The sequence below is a fragment of the Peptoniphilus duerdenii ATCC BAA-1640 genome, assembly GCF_000146345.1.
GTDB lineage: Bacteria > Bacillota > Clostridia > Tissierellales > Peptoniphilaceae > Peptoniphilus_B > Peptoniphilus_B duerdenii.
Genome location: NZ_GL397071.1, coordinates 548,294 through 571,945, shown reverse-complemented (window position 1 = coordinate 571,945; position 23,652 = coordinate 548,294). Strand labels below are relative to the sequence as shown.

Genomic DNA, 23,652 nt, shown 5'->3' with positions numbered 1-23,652 from the left:
AGTTTGAGTATCAATGGAATATTTATTTGGATTGTAAATAGTCATCTTTCCTTGATACATATCATTGTTATAATCAAATTCAAGTTCTACACTATCTACGTTCTTATCAAAGACAAACTCTCCATTTTCAAACCTTAATCCATTAGGAATAGATTTGAATCCTTGATTTCCGTTGAAACCAAAATGATTTTCGTAAAATGGATTTTGTTTTGGTCTATATTCAACATCTTGATTATGGAATACTCCTTTACTGTTAATGTTTGGATTGCCTAAAACTTTTATAGTGTGCAATTTATTTCTTGAAAAAGCGTATTGTTCAATTGTCTTTACAGACTTCGGTATAGTTATTTCTTGAAGGTTATTTCTTTCAAAAGCATTATGTTCAATATTTACCAAAGTATCAGGTAAAGTCACTTCTCTAAGTCCACAATTAAAAAATGCTAAACCACCAAGATAAGTTAGCCTATTTGATAGTTTTACCTCGTCTATACTTGCATCGTAAAAGGCAGCATAGCCTAAATGCTTAACAGAATCAGGAATAATTACTTTATCCCAATGTTTGCCACGTCCAAATTCTCTTTTATATCTAAGTTCATCGTTTAAATGACTTAAAGAATAATTTCCATTTATAGATTTTGTTCCTTCAGGAAATACTAGAACATTTGTCTTTTCTTTCTTTTCTAAGCCCTTATCACTAAAGGCAATTATATTTCCCTCAGAGGAATACATAAAATCATCTTCCGTCCACTCTACCTTATAATCTGTACTTGCATATACAGGACTTACAGCCACTATATTCACTAGACTTACAAGTAGCATTATCACAGCTAAAATTCCACTTGTTATTTTTTTCATAAATTTTCCTCACTTTCATTTGTATCTTTTCTTTTAAGTTCTTGTCTTTCTCTATTTTCTTCTTCCTTATTTTTTCTAACAATAAATAAAAATTCATCAAGAGATATTTTTTGACTTCGAAATTCCTTGATGACCTCTAAATTTTCTATTTCTTCTTGTTCCTCTACTAATAACTGAAGTTCTATTTCAATTTCTTCTTTTTTCTTTCTTAAATTCTTCTGTTTTTCTATGTTTCTGATTAATTTTTTATTCATAGATTTTTACTCCTTCCCCCTTATTTTGGTCTACCAAAGGAATAAAAGTGATTTTTCCAATATCTTGAGTTTATACTGGTATATTGGATAGGATCTCCTGCATGGAGCATCATTCCATTTCCGGCATATATCCCTACGTGAGAAATTGGCGTACCGGAATTATATGTGCCTTTAAAGAAAATAATATCCCCAGGTTTTGCCTCGCTTGGAGATATTGGATTACAATAGTTTTTATAAATAAGCCAAGCTGTAGTTCTTGGCATTCTCTTTACACCAGACTTTGTAAATGACCAACATACAAAACCTGAACAGTCAAAGTTAGATGGTCCACTTGCTCCAAACACATATCTTTTACCTATATGTTTTTCTGCTTCATTAAATAAGGCTTTGGCAGTTTCAGAATCAAAAGCAAGACCGGGATTTCCAAAGTTTGGATTGTCTATAATCTCTCCCAAGTTCCCATAGCTTGATCCAAAATATCCACTCATATTTCCCTGACTATCAAGTAATGCTAAATAATGAGCCATATTTGTTTCATAGTTTGCAAATTCTTCTCTTGCTATTTCATCAATACTTTTCTTTTTTATAGTTAATGTTAGAATTCTATAGGTGTATGGATTTCCTTCACTGTCATATTTTGTAATAGACTTTGAAGTATATTTTTTCTCATACATTTGATTAAATAGCTTTTTTAATTCCTTTTGTATCTCTTCAGCTGACTTAATCTCTCCATATCTTGCTGTTAAATAGCTAAAAAGCTCGTGTAGGTCATGACCAACAGAATCTCCTTTTATATGATATTCATCATAATTTGGATAATTTTCTTTAATACTATCTATTTCATCTTGTAAGGCATATTCATAACTTGTAAATTCATTGTTAATATCCATTAAAACTTCTTCTTTTGATAGATAGCTTGTAGCTATAACATTACTTGTTAATCCTGAAGTAAGACTGCCAACATTGCTAATTCCTTGAAATAGCATAAAAAAAAGTCCTAAAATACAAAGGGCAATTAAAATTTGCTTATATCCTTTGTTTTTTAAAGCTTCCAATGTTTTCTTTCCAATATTAGCGAAAGATTTCTTTACTCTATTTACTAAACCTTCCCCGTGTTTCTTCCTAAAATCTCTCTGAAACTTCTTTTTCATAAAAAATCGATTCAGTTTATTAGAGTTTTGATAAGCTTTAGTCTTCTTCAATTCTTCAAAATTTCTTTGAAATAGAAGTTTACTTTCTTTCTTATAAATTTTTCCTTCTAAAGATTTTATTTTTCTTTGAGTTTTTAAAGGTTTTTTTCTTCTAAAATGGCTAATTTCTCTACCTACAACTTCGGTAGTTCTACTAAGCTTATAAGCAGCGTTAACACCTGCATTATCATCTTTCCCACTATATAGATAGTTTGCCGTCATAGCACTCGCAAAAGTAATAGGTTTTTCTAAACCCGCTTTTTTTGACTTTTTCTTATACTTAATTAACTCTTTTTCTTTTTTATTCTTTTTCTCATATAGTTTTGATATTTTATCTTCCTTTTTATAAAACTTATCTTTTTCACTTTTGTTATCTTTTTTAGAATGGAATTTAGTTTTATTTTTTGTATCTACCTTATTTTTTTCAGATACATTTTTAGAATCCTGTACTTCTTTTTTTGTCCTGGTGTATTCTTTCTTTGGATCAAAGTTGCTTTTCTTTATAGTATTATCAAAAGCGTCTTTTATTTGTCTTTTCTTTCCCTTGTTTTTATTAGAAATTCCACTATGATTTAAATCAAGTTCATCTACTTCAAGATTCTCATTTTTTATTACGCTTTTTTCCTGTTTGAAGACTTCTTTTTTCGTGCCTATTTTTTCTTGATTCTTTTTATTTATATTATATTTGTCTTTATTTTTTTCAGATTCACTTTTGAATCCTTCAGATAGGCTATCCTGTCTAAATTTCCCACTAGAAACCTTACCCATTAGCATATCTTTTTCTTCTAAATTTCTAACTTTGCCTTTGAAATATTTGCTATTTTGTTTTTTATTAGTATTCAGGTCTTGAATTATTTTTTTATCTTCTTCATTTGCCTTATATGATAGGTCTTTTCTTTTAAACTTCCCATTTAAAGATTTTAATTCTGCTTTTTCTCCTTTGTCCTTAAACTGACTTTGAGATTGGTAAAGTTTTTTTAATGTGTTTTTTTGAAAACTTTCTTTCCTATTCTTACCAAGAATAGAAAAATCATCCCAATTGTTTCTTTGCACATCAGAAGATGGTAAATACTTATAGTCATCTCTTGTGTCCCTATATGATACATTGCTATCACTAAAGTTCATGTCATAGCGATCTATGACACCATCATTATCTGAGTCCTGCGATAAGGGATCATATGTTGAACTTACCTCTATATTAAAATCCTTATCTTCTTCTTTTCTAAATCTCCTTATTTTTTTCTCTTGCACTCCATTAAAACTTTCACTCTCAACGTTTTTCTTCCATTTTAAATTACTATTCCCCTTGCAATTTTTTTGGGGAGAAATGCTACTTTTTATATTAGAATTAGTTGAAATTGGTCCATCATTAAAATTTTCTTTAAAATTACTTAGCCTGTATTCTGTTTCTTGCCCGTGATATTCACCATATCTACTTTCCTCATTTTCTTCCATTTTTCTATGCTGCCGTTGCGAATATTCCGGCTGATATTCATTATGATAGGAGGCTTCTGCAAATTTTTCCTCATGGATTTTTCTTTGTCTTCTTTCTCTATTTGGCTTTTCTTTTTCTTTGAATAAATTCTGACTATTTTCTTGCAAATGATCTGAGTAATATTTAGAGTTTTCAACATTATTGTCTATGTTGTTCCTGCTTTTTACTTTATTTATTTCTTTTTTTGAAAAATCTGATGGACTCTCTATATTACTGAATTTTTCATTACTTTCTTCTTTCTTTTCTGATATAAGCTTGGTCTTTGGTACATCTCTTGGGTTTACTTTCCCTTTCTTTTTCATATACACCTCCTATTTAATATTTTTCTCAATCCTTTCTTTAGCTATTTGACAGTAATCTTTGTTTATGTCGATTCCAATATATTCTCTGTCCATCCTAATAGCTACCATTCCAACAGTTCCTGAACCCATAAAGGGATCAAGAATCAAGCCTTTTTTAGGACATCCTGCTTTTATACAAAGTTCTACCAGTTTTGGTGGAAATACCGCATAGTGTTTTCCTTTAAATGCACTGGTGTTAATAGTCCAAATATCTCTATTGTTTCTAAACTTAGGGACATTATCTCCTATATATTCTCCATACTCTCTTGCTTCATTTATGCTCTGTCTTTTAGCTCCTGTACCTTCTTGTAAATACTTATTATTTTTTCCTCTTGCCCTCATATATCTTTTCTTGCTTATTTCTTTTATTGGTTCTTTCATAGCGTCAAAGTTATAGAAATACTTTCTTGCTTTTGATAGTAGGAAGATATGTTCATAAGACCTTGATGGTCTATCTCTACAAGACTCAGGCATGGCATTTTCCTTATGCCAAATAATATCACTTCGCAAATACCAACCGTCCTCTCTTAATTTTAAAGCTAGTTGCCAAGGTATCCCCATTAAGTCTTTTGCCTTGTAGCCACTGAGTTTTTCTGTAATAGACTCTTTTTGACCACTTCTTCCTTCTATGTTTTTAGGATCTTTATATTCTTTTTTGCTTCTTGTCCCTGCATAAGAATCTCCAATAACTACCCAAAGTGTTCCTTCTTTTTTTAATACTCTTTTTACTTCTCTAAAGACTTCAATTAATTTATTTAAATATTCCTCCGGACTTTCTTCTCTTCCAATTTGTCCTTCTGCTTTATAATCTCTAAGTCCATAATATGGAGGAGATGTAATACAGCAATCAAATGTTTTATCTGGAAATTCCTTTAGAGCAGAAATTGCATCTAAATTAATAATATAGTTAGTTTTTAACTTCTCTCTGTCTATCAATTTCTATCCCTTCCTTTAATTCTTCTGGTTTAGTTGTCATTAACTTATACAATTTTGTATCTTTAGGAAATCTATCTACAAAAGGTACTATTGTGTTTCCATAGAATAGTAATCCCTCTCCCTCATTGGAATTTGTGACGTAGGATAACTGATAAAGAGATATATTTAACTTGTTAGCTAAAATTTCCCTATCACCACTAGCTTGATTAAGCATTAAGATAAAATCTGTATTATCAAATATATTTTCTATTTCGGGACTGGCTAAAAGGTCCTTTACATTTTGTGTTAATCCTGTTGGAATCCCGCCCCATTTTCTAAATCTCTTCCAAATTTCTATGGAATATGAGGCTGTTTGTTCTTCTCTTAAAAGCAAATGGAATTCGTCACAGTAATATCTGGTTTCCTTCTTATTTCTATTAATAGTTACTCTATTCCACACTTGATCTTGAACAATTAACATACCTATTTTTCTAAGTTGCTTTCCTAATTCCTTAATGTCATAACAAAGAATTCTATTGCCTGTATCTACATTAGTCCTATGGTTAAATACATTAAGACTACCTTTGACATAAATTTCCATTTCTACCGCTAATTTTTTCCCTACCTTTTCTTCTTGTTTTAAAAGTAAATTATATAAATCTTCTAAAATTGGCATATTTTCAGGAATGGGATTGTCGAAGTAATCCTTATATAATATCGGAAGACATCTATCAATTACTGAAGTTTCTTCTGCACTTAATCCTTCCTTTCCTACTACAAGTTCAAACAGTGAAAGAATAAAGTCAGACTTTAAAGATAAGGGATTGTCTTCATCGGCATAGTCTACATTTATATCCAACGGGTTTATATAATCCTTACTTGTTGGCGATATTTTTATAACTTCTCCACCTAGTGCCTTAGTTAAATTTCCATACTCACCTTCCGGATCACAGATAATGATGTCATCTTGTGTAATTAAAAAAGCATTGGTAATTTCTCTTTTAGCCGAAAAAGATTTACCACTACCAGGCGTTCCAAGTATTAAACCGTTTGGATTCTTTAAAAGCTTTCTATCTGTCATAATGATGTTACGACTTAAAGCATTTAATCCGTAGTATAAGCTCTCTCCTTCTAAGCACAACTCTTCTGTTGTAAAAGGAATAAAGACTGCTGTAGAGCTAGTTGTAAGTCCTCTTTTTATTTCGATTTCATTTTTCCCAAGTGGTAGGGAGGAAATTAGTCCTTGTTCCTGTCTATAGTTAAGATTTTTCAATACACAATTATGCCTACCTGCTATTGAATTTAGTTGAAAGATTATATTACTCAATTTCTTTCTACTTTTTTCCATATTTGTAAACAAAATAGTTATGACAAACATTCTCTCATTATGATTTTGAAGTTCTACCAATAGTTTCTTAGCATCATTACCATAGGTAATTAAATCGCTTGGAAGAATATCAATATCATATCCTGATCTTATAGCCTTCTTATTTTCTTCAATTTTCATTTTATCCAAGTCCGTTATTTTTCTTTTAATCATCTTTATAGCTTCTGTTTGATCAATGGAATTTATATGAAATGTTACAATCATATTTTCTTCAACCCCTAAAAATTCTGATAATAATCTATCTGATAATTCAGGTGCTAGAATTTGCAGAAAGTTTACTTCTCCAAAGTATTCTCCAATTTTAAATTGATTGTGAGATGAAAAGTTAAATGATGCTGGTACTATATAATCCTTAGTAGATAGTCCACTATATTTTAGGTCTTCAAAGGAAAAAACAAAATTCTTATTCGGATTTAATATATCGTGAATAACCTTTAACCTTTCATATCCACTTAATACATAAGCTTTTACTCCCATCTGCTTAAAGTTATTTAATATATCCATTTCCATTCTTTCAAGTCTTGTAGTTGCCTCTTTTAAATCTTGTGCTTGTAAGCTAAAGGTGATATACATATATTTAGTAAGTCCATTATTTCCTTTTTGACTCTGATTTTTTAGCATTTCCCTGTACTCTTTTCGTATTTCATTATATGAATCGTTTCTATCCGGAACATTGATGTTTTTTTCTACTTCTTCATTTTTTCCTATGCGATTAATATATGAAAGTTCTATATCAACACTTGGATCAAAATAGTTTAAAAAACTTGAAAATTCATTAAATATACTTTCCTTATCTTCTTCTGTTGAAAGCTGGTAGTTAATATCTAAAAAACGTATCATTTTATTAAATTTGTTCTTCTCAACTTGGCAAATCCCATTTCTCAACATTCTTAAATAAGGGATTGTTTCCTGAACGCTCTTTTTCTTCTTCCCACCAAAAAAGGAAAGCTTCTTTTTGGGCTTTCCTTTTTCTTTAGAAATATTTGCTTTTTTCATCTTTTTTTGACTTATACTAATGCTTTTTAAATCTTCTTTTTGTTTTTTTAAATTTCTTTTTTCTTGATTTAATTTTTTCTGTTGTTTTTTCTGTATTTGATTCATTTACTCCTTTCCTTTCTTTGTTTCTTTATATCATAAATACATTCTGTCTTGTATATCCTTATACTTGTCTGTCTTTTCTTATCTATAATATACTTTAAATATTTTTCAAAATAGATCCCGTCCTTTTCATAAAGAGTTGCAAATATTATAGGAAAAGACACACCTATCATAATTAACATAGATAGGTCATTAGGCAGCACTTTTTTTACCATTAAATATACTGGAAAGCCTATTAGACCTGCAATTGTAAATCCAATTAATTGTCTTTTTGTTAGATTTAGAGCTACCTTTGTTTTTACTTTCGTTAAGTCCTTTGGGACATTTACATAAGCCATTATTCTAAACCCTCTAAGTAAAAGCCATATATGTCTTCTCTGTTCAGATCTTCTAATGATTTTCCCATATTCACTGCTATTTCTAAGACTTTTTCATTCGTTTCTTCTCTATTATCTAAAACTTCCGATATTTTTCTTATAATCATTCTATTTTGTATTTCTCTTGTAATATATCCCCCTATTAAAAGTATTGGGAGTCCTATTGTTCCAAGTGTTTTTAGATTGATTTTTTTGTCCTTTTTTCTTCTAATTTTCATCATCTTCTCCTTTTTTATTAATGAGCATTTAAAATTGATTTTGCAATACTTCCTGATTTCATCATAGTTATACCAAGTATTAAGGTGTATCCTAGTAATTCAAAAATACTTTTGTGTATGTCTGATATATTTAAAGTCTTAACAAGTACGGCATAAATTCCTACGCATATAAGTAGGAATAAACCTTGCAAGCCAAGTGCGAAGAGCCCTCTTATATAGTTTGTTCCAATACTTCCCCATTCTTTATTGCCCATTGTGGCAAAAGGTATGGCGCAAACTGAAGTATAAATATATATTTCTATCATCCTGCCGTATAGAATAACTGTAATGAGTATTGATATCCCTTGAATTATCATCTTTACAATTGATGTCTCTAGTACTATAGTCATTAATTTTCCTATTGACTCTCCTTTTAGGCTATCTACCATATTAGCTATATCACCTGGAGAAACTTTTGCACTAGCATTTGCCACACCTGCTGCCTTTCCTATTAAATTCTGTGCCACATCAAATACTGCCATAGAAAAGTCAAAAGCATGAGATACAAGCCATACTGCTATCCACATTTTTATCATATATTTAAAAAAATCAAAGGTATCTGTGTCATGCATATTATTTTTGTTCATTACCATTTGAATTAATTCAATACATAGTACAGCCGTTATGATAAGACCTGCTATGGGAAGTATTACATTTTCTGAAATAGACTTTATGAAGTGAAAAACCTCCGAGTTCCATCCACTCGGAGTCTTTCCTACCTCATTTGCTATCGTTGATACTTTGTCATTTATATCAAGGAGCATTCCGCTTAAATTTTCCTTGATCATATCAATAAGTATCTCCGAAAAAAACTCTTTGATCTTATCTACTATATTAAACATTTTATTTTAACACGTTTGCTAATAGCGGTATTAGTTTTAAACCTATGAGTACAATTCCCCCTCCAGCCATAAGCTGCTTAATACCTTGAGATTTAGCACCAGGGTTGTCATTCCCATAACCTTCCATCAGGTTGATAACACCCCATGCTCCAAGCCCTGCACCAATTGCTGTAACTAATATTTTTAATACATTTACTGCTTGTGTAAAAAATTCCATTTATATTTCCTCCTCTTTTTCTTCTTTTTCAATTTTATTTATGTGCTTTACTATAAAATTTTTAAATGTCTTGTCTTCTTTTTTTGTTTCCTTAAAATATCCAAAAATATGGATGTATTCTCCACTTTTAAATTCCTTCACACTTTTTGCCTTTTCTCCGTAGAGATTACAGTAGATATATTCTTTTTTAACCTTTCCTTCTTCTTTGTTCTTTCTAACTATTGTGAAGTTAGCTACTTCTTTTTCTCCTTCCTTTGTATCTATTGCAGTTGTTTTTATTTCTCCTACTAGATTTCCATTAATATTTAGCATTTCTCTTTCCATTTGTTCTATCTCCTTTATTCCATAAAAAAAGCGATAGTTTTCTCTATCGCTTCTACTTCTAATTCATTAATATTTCATTTTTCTCTGTATCTTATTTTTTCGGCTCATCTCGTATATATTTCATTCTTCCTCCTTTGGGCATAAAAAAACACCGAAATGTTTTTTTTCGGTGTAAATTTCTCTATTTAATTTTATGGTTTTAGTAATTCTTTCCAGTTTTCTATAAAGCCAACATGCCTTAGTTCAATATTTTCATATCTTGCTATTAGTTCCGTTAAATCATGATAAAATTTTTTGTAATTTTCTTCTTCAGAAACTATTTTAAGATTTACTAATGTAGCAAATATTGTGTTGTTTGAAATATTCTTTTTTAAATATTCTTTATATAGCTTTGGTGATTTTGTAAGCTTTGCTCCATATAGCCTGCCATAATGGGCACATATATTTCTTATATAGGCAAAATTTTCTATCCAAGATTCAAAGTAATGGTAGTCTGTATGAAAGACTTTTGCAATTTTACTTTTATCTTCATTTTTCATATTTTTATACATTTTAGATAAAGTTCCAAAACTTGCTACTTCTATCACTGCATATAGCGGAATTTCTCCACCTTCATAATTGTCTTTAAAGTTTTTTATAAAGGGTGAGCGTCTATTTCTTTTTGTTTCTCTTTCTAAATCATTTAATGCTTCTTTATATCTGTTTTTATATTTTCCCACATTTGACAAATCTTTGTAACCAAAATTCCCATATTTTAAAGAAAAATAGTTTGTGATAACTGCTCTTAAAGAAACTTCAATATGTTCTATTATTTCAAATATGAGTTGTCTAAGTTCTCTATCAAATTTATATAAACTTACAATATCTTCAAAACTTATTCCTGATATATATCTTCCATCTTTTTTTAATGTGACACTATAAGCTTTAATCAGCCTGTAATAGGATATTCTTCCAAGAATTTTCTTAGCATAAGTTTTATCTTTTACTAAAAGTCCTAAGTCTATTAAGTTTTTTACTTGATTTTCTATACTAATCGGTTCTTGGTGGATTTTTTTCATTTTTTCTCCTAAAATCAAATGACCCGACTTGGTCCGCATTGTTAAGAGGCGTGTCGGGTGCTGTTGACATTATTATATGTTATATAATATTTTTTGTCAAGTATTTTCTTTTAATCTTTCCTAATATCTATCTTACTTCTTATTTAATTTTAAATTTATTCATATAATATTTCAACTACCATACTTTCTTTTAACTTAACCTCATCTTTTCTCTGTAGGTATTTCTCTATGTCAAATATATTTCTCTTGTCATAATCTTCAAGGAACTTATAATTCTTATGTTTGGTTATGTCAAATTTATCTGAAAGAAATGGTCTAACTCCTCTTAATTGGTAGATACATTTCCCACCATCCATTACAGTTATTTCATCTTGACTCATTAATTCTTTTCCAGTTTTTTGATAGTTTAAACCAAAACTCTTTTGATTTGATCTTGTTTCTGATGTGTTATATAGGTCTATTGTTTCTTTTCCCAAACTTTCAGATAATTCTTTTAATGTTGTTTTTTCTTTTCCTCCTAGAAAGAGTGTTGAGTCACAATTGCCAACTATGGTATCGGCGTTATCTTTATAGATACTTTTTAGTTGTGATTGTGCTTGTAATATTATACAAGCTGATATTTCTCTACTTCTAATAGTTGCAATAAGCTTTTCAAATTTAGGAATTAAGCCGATATTTGCAAATTCATCAAGTAGGCATCTCACATGAATAGGAAGTCTTCCGCCATATTCGTCATCTGCTTTATCACATAATAGATTAAATAATTGTGAGTACATTATTGATACCACAAAGTTAAATGTATCATCTGTATCTGATATTATAACGAATAAAGCTGTTTTCTTTTCTCCGAGTGTATCAAGCTCCAATTCATCTTCTTTCATAAGATCCCTTAATTCTTCAATATCAAAAGGAGCAAGTCTTGCTCCACAGGATATAAGGATTGATTTGGCAGTTTTTCCTGCTGCAAGTTTGTATTTCTTGTATTGTTTTACTGCGAAATGATTTGGCTTTTCTTTTTCTAATGCTTCAAACATATAGTCTACTGCATTTTTAAAATTTTCATCTTCTTCTCTTACCTCACTTGCATCTATCATAGCAAGTAGAGTTGTAAAGTTCTGTTCTTCTTTAGGAGCTTCATAAAAAATATATCCAATTAAGGCTGTATAGTAGAGCTTTTCAGCTTTTACCCAAAAATCCTCAGTTGATTTTTCTTCTTCTCCCTTAGTATTTGCAATTATTGTTTGTACTAATTTCAAAATATCTTTTTCACTTTTCAAGTATGCAAAGGGATTATATCTCATGGATTTTTTAAAGTTTATTGTATTTAGTATTTTTATCTCATATCCATTTCTTTCCAACATTTTTCCGCATTCCAAGACTAATGTTCCTTTTGGATCGGTCACTACATATGAAGAGTGCATTTGCATGAGATTCGGCTTTACAAAAAACCTTGTTTTACCACTACCAGAACCTCCAATTACCAATACATTTTTATTCCTAGCATATTTTGGATTTTTAGGTCTATTGTTCATGGTAAGTCTTTCTGTTTGAGTTAGTAGCACATTGTTTTCAAACTTCTTGTCAATGTATGGCTCAATATCTTTTTCATTTCCCCATCTTGCCGATCCATATTCTCTGCCCTCTCTAAACTTTTTTGCTTTTTTCTTTTTCTGTATAAGGATTAACTTAATAACTACTGATAGAATTAGACCGGGTATCAGGTTTTTTATTTTTAATGATGGAATATATTTTAAAGTATCTATTTGACTAAAAGCCACTAGAATTCTATCTATTATATCTCCTCCTACATAAGAGTTGACATGGCTTGCAAAGATATTTCCTATATAAAAAAATAAGAGGTAAGGAAAATTTTCTAATACAAATTTCTTCTTATCTCTTATCTTAAAAACATTTTTTATATCTTTTATTATTTCATTTAGTATTTTCGAATTAATCACTTCCTCTCCATAAAAAAGAGTAGATTTCTCTACCCATTAGTATCTTATTTATCTTTTTTATATCTTATTACTGGAACTTGTTTTATTTTTTTACCTATCTTTTTTCTTTCCAAGACAAACATCATATTTTCATTTCTTTTAAAATATCCTAAATCTTTATGATAACTTATACCACACTTGCAATGTAATAGACCTATAAACTGTTGTCTCATCTTTGAGTTACATATAGAACATATTTTTTTATTTGTCATTTTGAACCACCATTATACTTATATCTTACTTTCAAAGGTATTTTTTAGTTTCTTTCCTAATGCTTCTGCTCTCATTTTTTATCTATAGATAAGAGAAATTCTTCTACTGGATGATTCCAATCTTCTTTTTCATAGTATTCAACAATAAAGCTATTCATGCCTTCTCATCATATATATTATATATCCAAGTGCTTTTATTATAAACTTTGTTCCTGATGCTTATGTTTAACCTTATCTCTGTCAATAGTATCTTTGACTTTATCCTTGAAGTTATTAAGCCTTTCTATTACAGATTTCCTTTTTCTTGACTTATCTTTAGTAAATTTCTGGACTGTCTTTTTAAAAGCTTGTTCCATTACTTTTATATCTTTTGCTTGAAAAAAGATAATGTTGTTTCCATTTTCTAAATCTTTCTTTATGGAAAATTTCACCCCATATCTTTTTAATTCTTTTTTCAATGCTTTTAAGTCTATGTCATTTAATTCTAAGGTTTCTACTTTACCTTTTTTTACAAGGTCTTTTACTTTTACTTTTTTAAATTTTTCTAAGGGTCTTAACTGTTCTGTCTGTGCTTTATGTTTATTTATTTCTAATATTTTCTTCATCAAATTTATAACTTGCTTGGCTGTAACTATCCCCGCTTTTTTTACTATGGCTATTGTTCTGCTATTTATATCATCATTTTGCATTCACTCACCTACTTTCATTCTTTTTTTAATATTTCATAGGCTAATTTTGATTTCTCCTTCATTTTTTCTATTCTTCTATTTTCTCCTGTAAATATAATGGGACTGCATATTTCAAGTATCCTTGAGTAAATTCTTTTATCTTTTATAGTTTCAGGATTAGTTAAAGCTGATATATTTAAGTTTGTTGTTATAATTAGAGGTTTCCCACTTCTATATCTACTATCTATTATGTTAAAGATATGCTCAGCTGCAAAATCTGTATCTCTTTCCATTCCAAAATCATCAATAATTAATAGTTTCTTATGATTTAGGTTATCTATATACTTACTCTTATCAATCTCAAAGTTAGTCATATCATTTAAAATTACTGAAAAATTTGTCATTTTGACTGATATTTCTTTTTCTAGTAAAGCATTTGCTATAGCACTTGCAAGATATGTTTTTCCACATCCCACATTCCCTATGAGAATTAATCCTATATTATTTTCATATATTTCATCAAATTTTTCCACATAATTTTTTGCTACTTTTTCATGCTCACTATCTTTGTCCATATTTTTAAAATTCCAATTTAATAAGATAGGATCAGAAAAACACTCTTTTTTTAAGTGTTCAATTTTTAAAAGCCTTTTATTTTCTTTTCTTTTTTCTTCCTCTAATTTTTGTCTTTCTTTTTTACATTGACATAAAATACCAACTTTTTTTATTTCTCCAAAGAAGTCTATTTCTTTTTCAATTGGTGTTTTACATTTTGCACAATATTTTAATCCTGTTTCTTGATCTATATAACTCCTATTTTCTTCATCTTTTGATGGACTATTTGTTTCTGCATTTTTTATTTTCTGTTCTAGGATTTCTTTTATTAATTCCATATGCTCCTCTCCTATCAAGTATTTAAAATTTCTCTCCATATATCCTCATCATTACTATAGTCATAATTTTCTCTTTTCTGATCTTCTCTCTTTATGACTTCTATGTTTCTAATATTTTCATCTGCATTGTATAAGAGAGTCAGTAGATAAGCATTAATGTTTCTAATATCCTTTGGAGCATTTTCTCTTAGGTATTTCAAAACATAGTCTATGTGTTTATAGTTAAGACTTAGAAATCTTTCTTTAAAATTTTCATTGGATATATGCCTCCCTCCTATTTTAATGTTTGTAAAGCTAGTTAAGGCTTTTACAAGTACATTTATCATTACATCTACTTGCTTCTTTTCTTCTATTCTTACTTTTTCAAAGGTTTCATAAGATATATTCTTTTTTATAGTTTCTTTTAATTCTTCCTCCTCCAAAGTTTTTTTTGATTTTTCTCCTAGCTTTTCTAAGGGGGATATGGGGGTGGTATTATTAAAATCAGTATTATTAGTTTCAGTATTATTAATATTAGTATTATTAGAGTCCTCTTTTGAAACTTCTTGAGGTTTGTTTTCTAAACTTCCTGAAGTTTGTTTTTTAAACTTCTTGAGGTTTGCTTTTGAAACTTCTGTAGTTTTATTATTTTCTGTGTAAATAAAGTTCTTTACATAGAGTAAATTTGGTTTTCCAAGTCCTAACCTCTTTTTTTCTAATAATCCTATTTCTTCAATTTCTTTCATTACTTTAACCGACTTATTTCTCCCCCAGTTTAATACTTCCATAATTTCTTCTATGGTATAGATGATGTATACCTTGTTTTCTTCATCTAACCATTTATTCTTAATTGACAAGCTCATTCTATCGAGTAGAATTCCATAAAGAATTTTTGCTTCTACAGATAGTTTTTTAAAATTTAAGTCGGTAAATAAAGTTTTGGGAATCCTAAAAAATGAATATTGTTCTGCTTCATTGCCATAATAGTATTCAAATTTAACTATTTCTTTCATCATAGCCCCCTTTCTTTTCATATAAAAAGAGATAGCTTTGATTTTGCTATCTCTTTTTCATCGTTTTAATCTATTTATTTTTATATTTAAATTGCTTTTATTCTTTCATTCACTCCTTCTATCACTTCTATAATAAAATATCCTAGCACTGGTAAACCATAAGGACTGAAAAGATATGCTAGTATAATTGCCTCTATAGCAAGTGCTTTTTCTCCATGATAAACAGATCCCAAAAATCCCATAATAGCAATAAATGAAATCAGTTTAAAAAATATTGTGCTGAGTCCTAATACAAACGTTAAAAATAGAGTGATGATACTTAACGCTATACTAATAGGAAACAATATGATTTTAAAAAAAACTCTAAATATTATCATATTCTCTTCAATCCTTATTACTTATGTTTTCTTTTCTTTTTTGTTAATTTAATAAAAAAGATGACAGACTTAATCCTAAATCGTCTTGTTTAAAAGTTTTGTGGAAGCCTTTAAACTTTGATTTTAATGGATTTATTGTATCTGTCATCATTATATCACTGTCCCCACTTCCACTTTTCCCTGAAATTAAAACAAATTCATCTTTTTTAATTTCAAGATTGATATTTTTTAAAGCAGTTCGCCCATCTTCCCATTCATAAGAAACATCTTTTAATAAAATCATGATTATACCTCGTACTGAGCTTTCCATAATTTTGTGTAGTAACCATCTTTCTCAAGAAGTTCCCCATGCTTTCCTTTTTCAAGTAAATTTCCTTTTTGAAATACGAGAATTTGGTCAGCTTTTTGAATTGTTTTTAAATGATGAGCCACTACAAGTACAGTTCTATTCTTTGCAAGTTCTGTAATAGCATCTTGTATCAAAGATTCATTTACAGGATCAACATTACTTGTCATTTCATCAAGAATTAAAATAGGTGCATCCTTTAGAAAAGCTCTTGCAATAGATATTCTTTGTCTCTGTCCACCTGATAAAATCCCACCATTTTCTCCAATATCAGTTTCATAACCTTTTGGTAAACTCATAATGAAATCATGTATTCTCGCTTTCTTTGCAGCTTCAATGATTTCTTCTTTCGTTGCTCCTTTTTTACCTACCTTGATGTTTTCTTCAATGGTATTATCAAACAACTGAACATTTTGCATGACTATACTAATACGATCTAAAAGCTCATCATAAGGAATATCCCTTATATCAGTTCCTCCTAGGGTAATTTTTCCTTTATGCACATCATAAAATCTTAAAAGCAAGTTGGTTATAGTAGTCTTTCCACTACCTGATTCTCCAACTAAGGCTGTCATTGTTTTTTCAGCAATAGAAAAGCTCAATTTTTCCATTTTAAATTCATCTTTTTCATAGGAAAAATCTATGTTTTCAAAAGCTATATCATTATCTTTCGGAATAATCCCATTCACTTTATCCGGGATTACATCTGCATATAAAATTCTTGAAAGTCTTTCATAACTGTCCACCGCCGAAACATAGTACATATAGTGTTGTTCCATAGAAGCGAACGGCTTATAAAACTCTTTTGAAATTACCGCAAAGATAATAAAATTAAGTACATCAAGTTTTCCCTTTACAACAAATATTGTTCCTGCAATTAAAAGAACCAAATATCCAATATCCAGTAAAAACCCAAATATAGATAATTGTTTTGCCTTGAATCTTGAAGCTGATTTACTTGTTTCTCCAAACTTCTTTGTTTTATTCATAAGCTCATTATCCAAGCTCTTATTGTTTGAAAAACTCTTTAATACAGGTATTCCTCTAACATATTCAACAAATAGGCTAACCATATCAAGAAGTGCTGAGTTATTCTGATTCTCTATTTTTTCAGATTGCTTAATTGTCAGATATAGAAAGATAAGTGCAATCTGAACAGATACAGCCATTAGAATAGCAAGTTTTAAATCAATACTTGCAAGACCAATAAATACGACTGCACCTATCAAAAAATCTCCAAACATTCTTGACCACATGTGTCCTACAACAAGGGACATATTATCAACATCTTTGTGTAAAATTGTATTTATTTCCCCAAGTCGTTCATTGGTATAAAATCCTAAGCTGAATTTTTTCAATTTAATAATCATGCGTTCTCTTATTTGCTGAACAATATCAAAACCTGCACTATGCTTTTTCATATCTGCGACCATATTACAAATACCTTTGAAGACTACAAGTAATCCAATAGAAATAAAATATTTATATAGGCTTGCTAAGCTCGTTCCGTCAAAGATTTGGAACAGTATAGAAAATACGATAACAATCATGGCTATGGAGCTGAGTCCATAAAGGGCAAAGAATACACTTGATATAATCAAATCTCTCTTGCCGGTTTTTGTTAGTAGTTTTAACATTTCTCTAAACATTTTCTGTTACCACCTCTTTCAAATTCCATCTATCTACCTTGTTCTGTGCTTCAACCATCTCCTTATAAAAATCACATCTTTTCATCAGCTCTTCATGGCTTCCTGCATCAAGAACAACACCCTTATCCATAACTATAATTTGGTCTGAATCTCTAATCGTATTTAGATGATGAGCAATTGTAATGATAGTTTTATCCTTACTTAAATCATCAATCGCTTCACCGATTAGTCTTTCATTTTCACTATCAACAGCTGCCATGGCCTCATCTAATATTAAAATCGGTGCATTTTTAAGTATCATTCTCGCAATTGATATTCTTTGTTTTTCTCCACCGGATAACTTAACTCCCATTTCACCTACTCGTGTTTCATATCCATTTGGCAACGCTGAAATAAAATCATGGCATCTTGCTTTTTTAGCTGCTTCTATGACTTCTTCTTTTGTTGCATTTAGTTTTCCGATTGCTATATTTTCAAAAATACTTAAATCAAAAAGGATAACTTCTTGTTGCACACTACCAATCAGCATTGATATGTTTTCTTGACTATATTCTTTTATATCTTTTCCATTTATTAGTATTTGTCCTTCGTCTGCATCCCAAAATCCCATAAGCAAATTAGATACAGTACTTTTCCCACAACCACTTGCTCCTACAAAGGCATTCAAACTATTTTTCTTAAAAGTTAAATTGATATTTTTAAGCTCAAAACCATCTTTTCCATATGCAAAATTCACATCTTTAAATTCTATATTTCCAAACTCTAAACCTTGTTCTGTATTCTTGGTCGGAAGCGGAACTGTTAAAACTTTTCCTATAGACTTTAATGCTTCCTTAAACACAATAGAAAAATGTTGCAATGTAGCAGTCTTACTTATAGATGCAGTAAAAGCAGACGATAAAATAATTGCAAGTATAAAATTAGGTGTTGTAATATTCCCATGATAAAGAAAGATACTTCCCAAAATCATGACAATTACCACTCCAATTTCCATAAATATGTCAATGAGTCCCATTGGGATTGTAACCATCCCCATGCTCTTTTTAACCCAGTAAACATATTCTCTTGCCGTTTTTAATGTTCTTTCACTTATCTCCTCTTCTTTAGCAAAAGCCTTAATAACAGAAATATTTTTTACATATTCCATTAGCTCTTCTCTCATCTTTTTTTCGTGGTTAAAATAAATAGCAAAGTTTTTATCCATTGTTTTCTGTGAAAGAACTTTTACCAAATACATGAGTGGAACTCCAGCAATCATTCCAAGAGCAAGACGCCAATCAACAAAAATCATAGCTACAAAAATAATGGTAGGCAGAAGTGTAACTGCCATTATTTCAGGAAGACCATGGGCAAGGTATACTTCCACTTGCTCTACATCATGTTGAACAATGTTGGTAAGCTCTCCTGTATTATGTTCTTTAAAGAATCCCAAACTTAGTTTTTTCAGATGACCGATAATATCTAACCTAAGTTCTGTTAATTTTTCGTATGCTTTCTCATGGGCAACCTTTGTTGCAAAATAATAAAACACTCCTTTTAATACAAACGATATAAAGATTCCCAAGAATATATACTTTAAATTACCTTCGTTAATATTGTTTGTGATTAAAGAACTAATCAAATATACAAGTAAGATTTGTGGTATCAAATCAAATACTATTTTTAAAGCAAGAAGTGAATTGGATAAACTATTTTTCCCAATCACTTTTTTCCTTAATTCTTTTTCCGGCATGAACAACTCTCCTTTCAAAATTGAATAATATTGAATCTTAATTCAGTATTAAGGTTTAAAGTAAGACTTTGCTGATTACGCAAAGTCTATTTCTTAGTGCTCATTATAAGGATTCCACTCCTTTGTAATAACACCTTGCAATAAGTTTTAGCATATCTTTTGCCCACTTTTCACTTTGATAGTGTCTCGCTATTTCAAGAAGCCCCTCCGTAAAGTTACTGGCTAAAATATGGGCAAGCATTGGATCATATTCCTCTTCTGATTGTCTCTTTAAACTAACTTCAATATGAGCCTCCATTTGCGATATGAGTTTTTGTTTTGCTTCTATATGCTTTGTACCTGAGCTTTTATCCATTAAAATAATTAACTTCTTACGCTCTTTTAAAAGCTCGTGAATATATTTTTCTCCAACCTCATCAAACCTTTCAGAAGCAGAACCTTTTTCCAAGGATTCTTCCTCATTAAAAGCTGACTCGAAGTTTATATAAACAGAACATACTACTGCATCAAACAAAACTTCCTTATTTTTAAAATAGGTATAAATTAGTGCCACAGGAATATCTGCTTCTTTTGCAATTTCTGTTAATTTAGCACCTCTATAATCATTTTTATAAAATACTTTTTCTGCTGCATCAAGTATCCTATTTCTAACTTCTTCTTTCAATACTTGTGCCATATCACACCTCTTTCGAATAAAATACTGAATCTCAATTTAATAATAAATCTAAATTCAATATTTGTCAATAGTGCCCTGAAATTATATTCTGAGTATGGTATAATTGATTTATTATGAATAAAACGCTTAACGCTTATAACTTTAATAGCAAGCACAGTAAGTGAGTACCCACTTACGAAAAAATTAATGGAGCAGACCTTGACGGTATGCTCCATTTTTTACGCACCTAACCACACGAAAGTTTACTTGAGTGTTTGGTAGGTACTATGCAAGGACTTCCCAAGAACTAATATAATTAGCGATTGGTTGAAGTCTACTGCTAATTTTTACCTTGTTAGGGAGAACCCTAAGACCCCGAAATATATTTTATAAAGGAGAATAAGATGGCTAATAGATTTAGAACCATTTAGAGATCTTCAATGGCTACTTTCAAATGCAACAAATAATATAAACCAGATTGCAAAAGCTACTAATACAACTGGTGTTATTTACAAAAATGAAATTGAATCTATGAATAATCAGATAGAAAAATTATCAAGAGAAATATGGCAGATCCATTCCCTACTTCTTAAGGAAACAAAATAAATCTTGCAATATAAAATCAGATTTAAGTGTTAAAGATCTTCAAATCATTCAAAATTTAATTCCTATATAAGTCATTAAATATCAGATGAGTAACACTACATTTTTAATATGATAGTTTGTAAAATTAAATGCGACACTATATGTAAGAAAAAAACTCATACCAACTTCATGTAAAATGTTAATCACGACAAAAACATTCACGTATGTCAATTTGAGTTATAAACATCTTACTCTAAATGACAGAAATAAAATAGAGGTATTAAACCAAGAGGGCTATTCCTCTAGAAGAATAGCAAAAATTTTAGGTTTTCATCACCCCACAATATCTAGAGAATTAAAAAGATGTGATAACGAGTATGAAGTTATCTATGCCCAAAAAGATAAGATTAAAAAATCATCATCTAAAGGCAGAGAACCAAAAACTGATGACAATATCACTAAATCTATATCTAAAAACTTCATAAGAAGTGGTCTCCTGGGCAAATAGCAAATACTGTATATAAAGATATAGTATGCTTCAAAACAATATATAATTGGATATATTCAGGAATTATAGACTTTGATATTTCCAAGCTAAGAAGAAAAGAAAAATAGAAAACCCAAAGAAACAAGAGGCAGATTTAACATTGGTAAATCAATAAATAAAAGACCTCAAGAAGTTAAAAAAAGGATTACTTTTGGTCATTGGGAATTAGATACAGTTGTGTCCTCCAGAGGTAAAAGTAAAGGCTGCTTAGCAACATTTGTAGAAAGAAAAACTAGATCTTACATAGCCTTACCTATGATAGATCGAAGTAAAAACTCTATGCTAAAAGCAATTGACAAGCTAATTAAATCCTTACCATTAGAAGCTTTAAAGACTTTCACATCTGATAGAGGTAAGGAATTTGCTTGTTATGAAGATGTTGAAAAACTAGGGATAAATTTTTATTTTGCTGATGCATATTCAGCATTACAAAGGGGCAGTAACGAAAATTCTAATGGTTTGTTAAGAGAGATTATCCTAAGAAGACAGATTTATCTAAAATATCTATTAATGGGCTGATTAAAAACTTAATGGAGCTTAATACCAGACCTGGAAAGTGTCTAGAATATCAAACTCCATTTGATTTATTTATGCACGAACTTAGTTTGATTTAAGTGTTGCAATATTATTTGCAATTCATCAAAATAGATGTATTTACTTAAAACTCCATTTATTTGCTCGCTCTCTTATTGAAATGAATGATTTATATATCCCATCTTGAGTTATAAGCTCATTATGTGTTCCTTCTTGTGCTATTTCCCCTTTATCTAAAACAATGATGTTGTCTGCTTTCCTAACAGTTTCTAACCTGTGTGCAATCATAATAACTGTTTTATTCTGTATTAAATTATCGATGGCTTGCAAAATATGGCGTTCATTTTCTACATCTAAAGCACTGGTAAATTCATCTAAAATCACAATGGGAGCATCTTTGAGTATTGCTCTAGCTATCGCTATTCTTTGTTTTTCTCCACCGGATAAAGTGCTACCCGCTTCGCCAATTTTAGTTTCGTATCCTTTTTGCAAGCTTTTTATAAAGTCATGACAGCGCGCTTTTTTTGCAGCGGATATAATATCCTCATCACTGGCATTTGGCCTTGCCAAACGAATATTATTCATAATTGTATCTTCAAACAAATACACATTTTGAAATACCATACTTATATTTTTCATCAATTCTTCGGTGGAGATATTTGTTATTTTTGCTCCACCAATCAGAATTTCTCCTTCGCTTACATCATAAAATCTCGGTATAAGCTTGCAAAATGTTGTTTTTCCTGAACCTGAAGGTCCGATAATCGCTGTAAGTGTGTTCGGTTTAAGAGCTACTGATATTCCCTTTAAAACTTCTCCTTTTCCGTAAGAAAAACTCACATTTTTAAATTCTATTTCATTGGATTTTATATTTTGAATAGGTGGTAATACCTTTATTTCTTCAGCATTTTCCATACTGCTAATATCCTTTAGTGAACTATCTAAAAGCCCAATCATAGAAAGAATAGAACCTGCTTGACTTACAGACTGGAATATTACAAAGCTCATAATCAATAAATTAATGGCTTTTTGAGGAGAAATTTCTCCACTATTCCACATAAAAAACGCATAGCTAATAATCATAATTTCAAACAACTGTATCGTAAGACCGGCACCTATGCTTGAGGGAATAGATTTTTCGGATAAATTTATATTATTAACACAACTACCATCTATATCTTTTTTTACTCTTTCATCTTTTTCTCCCATACCAAAAGCCTTAATTACGCTTATTCCCTGTATAAATTCAATAGCACTTTCCGTTAATTTTGTTTGTGCTAATTGTCTTTTGGGAGCTTCCCTTCTTGAAATTTTCATTTGATGATTAACTACAAACAAATATGTTAATATGCCTGCAAATATTACAACGGAAACTTGCCATTCATAGTAAGCAAATCCTAAAACTATTGATATAGCAGATAAAATTCCACCTATCACATGAATTAAAATGATTGGTGCAACTTGTTCTACGGTTGAAATAGATGTAGTCAGTGTTGAGTTTATATTTCCTACTGAATTTTTGCTAAAGAACCCTAAATAGAGTTTTTTAAATAATGAGCCAAAATATAACCTTTTATCTTTCGCCATCTCAAATCCAACGGATACAGAACCCAGTTGTGTGAAATAACCAAGACCAAATACTCCGATGATACATACAATTCCAAGTATCATTACCTTATAAATATAATTGTCCATTAAATTACTATTAAACATGGCGTTTACCGCTAAAATTATTGCTATCATTTTCAGCATAACGAATATGCCTTCTATAAATGATAGAATTAAAATTTTGACTAAACTGCCTTGCCTTTTCTCACTAAAGTTCCATACACTTTTTAGAGCTTCAAACATATTC

23 protein-coding genes and 1 pseudogene are annotated in these 23,652 nt (G+C 29.9%); 2 read left to right on the top strand and 22 right to left on the bottom strand.

Annotation, left to right across the window (positions count from 1 at the left end; translation table 11 throughout):
* The 21 genes from HMPREF9225_RS02620 to HMPREF9225_RS02520 all read right to left on the bottom strand — a co-directional run.
* A partial coding sequence (locus HMPREF9225_RS02620; protein WP_008901377.1) for a leucine-rich repeat domain-containing protein occupies positions 1 to 855 on the bottom strand: 855 nt, incomplete at its 3' end.
* Complete coding sequence (locus HMPREF9225_RS02615) at positions 852 to 1,109, bottom strand: hypothetical protein (protein ID WP_004837916.1); 258 nt, start codon at positions 1,107 to 1,109, stop codon at positions 852 to 854. The genes HMPREF9225_RS02620 and HMPREF9225_RS02615, both read right to left, overlap by 4 nt.
* Positions 1,110 to 1,129: 20 nt before the next feature.
* A complete protein-coding gene (locus HMPREF9225_RS02610; RefSeq protein ID WP_008901376.1) occupies positions 1,130 to 4,096 on the bottom strand; it encodes a C40 family peptidase in 2,967 nt (988 codons plus the stop codon).
* Between the two features lie 9 nt (positions 4,097 to 4,105).
* Positions 4,106 to 5,071, bottom strand: a complete 966-nt coding sequence (locus tag HMPREF9225_RS02605; protein WP_008901375.1) for a DNA-methyltransferase — start codon at positions 5,069 to 5,071, stop codon at positions 4,106 to 4,108.
* The gene (locus tag HMPREF9225_RS02600) at positions 5,043 to 7,538 is read right to left on the bottom strand and encodes a VirB4-like conjugal transfer ATPase, CD1110 family (RefSeq protein ID WP_008901374.1); all 2,496 of its coding nucleotides are present in this window, start codon (positions 7,536 to 7,538) and stop codon (positions 5,043 to 5,045) included. Before HMPREF9225_RS02600 ends, HMPREF9225_RS02605 begins: the two co-directional genes overlap by 29 nt.
* The gene (locus HMPREF9225_RS02595) at positions 7,535 to 7,873 is read right to left on the bottom strand and encodes a PrgI family protein (RefSeq protein WP_002838958.1); all 339 of its coding nucleotides are present in this window, start codon (positions 7,871 to 7,873) and stop codon (positions 7,535 to 7,537) included. The genes HMPREF9225_RS02600 and HMPREF9225_RS02595 overlap by 4 nt, the downstream gene beginning before the upstream one ends.
* Positions 7,873 to 8,130: a hypothetical protein gene (locus HMPREF9225_RS02590; protein ID WP_040551284.1), complete on the bottom strand. Its 258-nt coding sequence runs from the start codon at positions 8,128 to 8,130 to the stop codon at positions 7,873 to 7,875. The genes HMPREF9225_RS02595 and HMPREF9225_RS02590 overlap by 1 nt, the downstream gene beginning before the upstream one ends.
* A 17-nt stretch (positions 8,131 to 8,147) precedes the next feature.
* On the bottom strand, positions 8,148 to 9,011 hold the full coding sequence (locus HMPREF9225_RS02585; RefSeq protein ID WP_004838430.1) for a VirB6/TrbL-like conjugal transfer protein, CD1112 family: 864 nt from the start codon (positions 9,009 to 9,011) through the stop codon (positions 8,148 to 8,150).
* Between the two features lies 1 nt (position 9,012).
* A complete protein-coding gene (locus HMPREF9225_RS02580) occupies positions 9,013 to 9,228 on the bottom strand; it encodes a Maff2 family mobile element protein (RefSeq protein WP_002838961.1) in 216 nt (71 codons plus the stop codon).
* Complete coding sequence (locus HMPREF9225_RS02575; protein WP_002838912.1) at positions 9,229 to 9,552, bottom strand: hypothetical protein; 324 nt, start codon at positions 9,550 to 9,552, stop codon at positions 9,229 to 9,231. It abuts the gene before it with no gap.
* Positions 9,553 to 9,743: 191 nt separating this feature from the next.
* Complete coding sequence (locus HMPREF9225_RS02570; protein ID WP_040551283.1) at positions 9,744 to 10,610, bottom strand: Abi family protein; 867 nt, start codon at positions 10,608 to 10,610, stop codon at positions 9,744 to 9,746.
* 155 nt (positions 10,611 to 10,765) lie between these two features.
* Positions 10,766 to 12,568, bottom strand: coding sequence for a VirD4-like conjugal transfer protein, CD1115 family (locus HMPREF9225_RS02565; RefSeq protein WP_008901371.1), 1,803 nt, complete (start codon positions 12,566 to 12,568; stop codon positions 10,766 to 10,768).
* Positions 12,569 to 12,612: 44 nt separating this feature from the next.
* On the bottom strand, positions 12,613 to 12,819 hold the full coding sequence (locus tag HMPREF9225_RS02560; RefSeq protein WP_008901370.1) for a hypothetical protein: 207 nt from the start codon (positions 12,817 to 12,819) through the stop codon (positions 12,613 to 12,615).
* Between the two features lie 197 nt (positions 12,820 to 13,016).
* Complete coding sequence (locus HMPREF9225_RS02555) at positions 13,017 to 13,508, bottom strand: PcfB family protein (protein WP_008901369.1); 492 nt, start codon at positions 13,506 to 13,508, stop codon at positions 13,017 to 13,019.
* A gap of 14 nt (positions 13,509 to 13,522) precedes the next feature.
* Complete coding sequence (locus HMPREF9225_RS02550) at positions 13,523 to 14,380, bottom strand: ATP-binding protein (protein WP_002838954.1); 858 nt, start codon at positions 14,378 to 14,380, stop codon at positions 13,523 to 13,525.
* A 14-nt stretch (positions 14,381 to 14,394) separates the two neighbouring features.
* The gene (locus tag HMPREF9225_RS02545; protein ID WP_040551282.1) at positions 14,395 to 15,372 is read right to left on the bottom strand and encodes a replication initiator protein A; all 978 of its coding nucleotides are present in this window, start codon (positions 15,370 to 15,372) and stop codon (positions 14,395 to 14,397) included.
* Positions 15,373 to 15,458: 86 nt separating this feature from the next.
* A complete protein-coding gene (locus HMPREF9225_RS02540; RefSeq protein WP_008901366.1) occupies positions 15,459 to 15,749 on the bottom strand; it encodes a CD1845 family protein in 291 nt (96 codons plus the stop codon).
* Between the two features lie 43 nt (positions 15,750 to 15,792).
* Positions 15,793 to 16,032, bottom strand: coding sequence for a hypothetical protein (locus HMPREF9225_RS02535; protein ID WP_008901365.1), 240 nt, complete (start codon positions 16,030 to 16,032; stop codon positions 15,793 to 15,795).
* A 2-nt stretch (positions 16,033 to 16,034) separates the two neighbouring features.
* Positions 16,035 to 17,744: an ABC transporter ATP-binding protein gene (locus tag HMPREF9225_RS02530; protein ID WP_008901364.1), complete on the bottom strand. Its 1,710-nt coding sequence runs from the start codon at positions 17,742 to 17,744 to the stop codon at positions 16,035 to 16,037.
* Positions 17,737 to 19,476 carry an ABC transporter ATP-binding protein gene (locus HMPREF9225_RS02525; RefSeq protein ID WP_008901363.1) on the bottom strand — a complete coding sequence of 580 codons (1,740 nt, stop codon included), beginning with the start codon at positions 19,474 to 19,476 and terminating at the stop codon, positions 17,737 to 17,739. Before HMPREF9225_RS02525 ends, HMPREF9225_RS02530 begins: the two co-directional genes overlap by 8 nt.
* 103 nt (positions 19,477 to 19,579) lie before the next feature.
* A complete protein-coding gene (locus HMPREF9225_RS02520) occupies positions 19,580 to 20,152 on the bottom strand; it encodes a TetR/AcrR family transcriptional regulator (protein ID WP_008901362.1) in 573 nt (190 codons plus the stop codon).
* 378 nt (positions 20,153 to 20,530) lie between these two features.
* On the opposite strand from HMPREF9225_RS02520, the gene HMPREF9225_RS09985 reads away from it, so the two are divergent.
* Both HMPREF9225_RS09985 and HMPREF9225_RS02515 read left to right on the top strand, forming a co-directional pair.
* Positions 20,531 to 20,737 (top strand): plasmid mobilization relaxosome protein MobC, encoded by a 207-nt coding sequence (locus tag HMPREF9225_RS09985; protein ID WP_083773012.1) that lies wholly within the window; start codon positions 20,531 to 20,533, stop codon positions 20,735 to 20,737.
* Between the two features lie 211 nt (positions 20,738 to 20,948).
* Positions 20,949 to 21,877 (top strand): annotated as a pseudogene (locus tag HMPREF9225_RS02515) (IS30 family transposase).
* Between the two features lie 40 nt (positions 21,878 to 21,917).
* Here the strand turns inward: HMPREF9225_RS02515 and HMPREF9225_RS02510 are convergent.
* Positions 21,918 to 23,648, bottom strand: coding sequence for an ABC transporter ATP-binding protein (locus HMPREF9225_RS02510; RefSeq protein WP_008901359.1), 1,731 nt, complete (start codon positions 23,646 to 23,648; stop codon positions 21,918 to 21,920).
* Positions 23,649 to 23,652 lie beyond the last annotated feature (4 nt).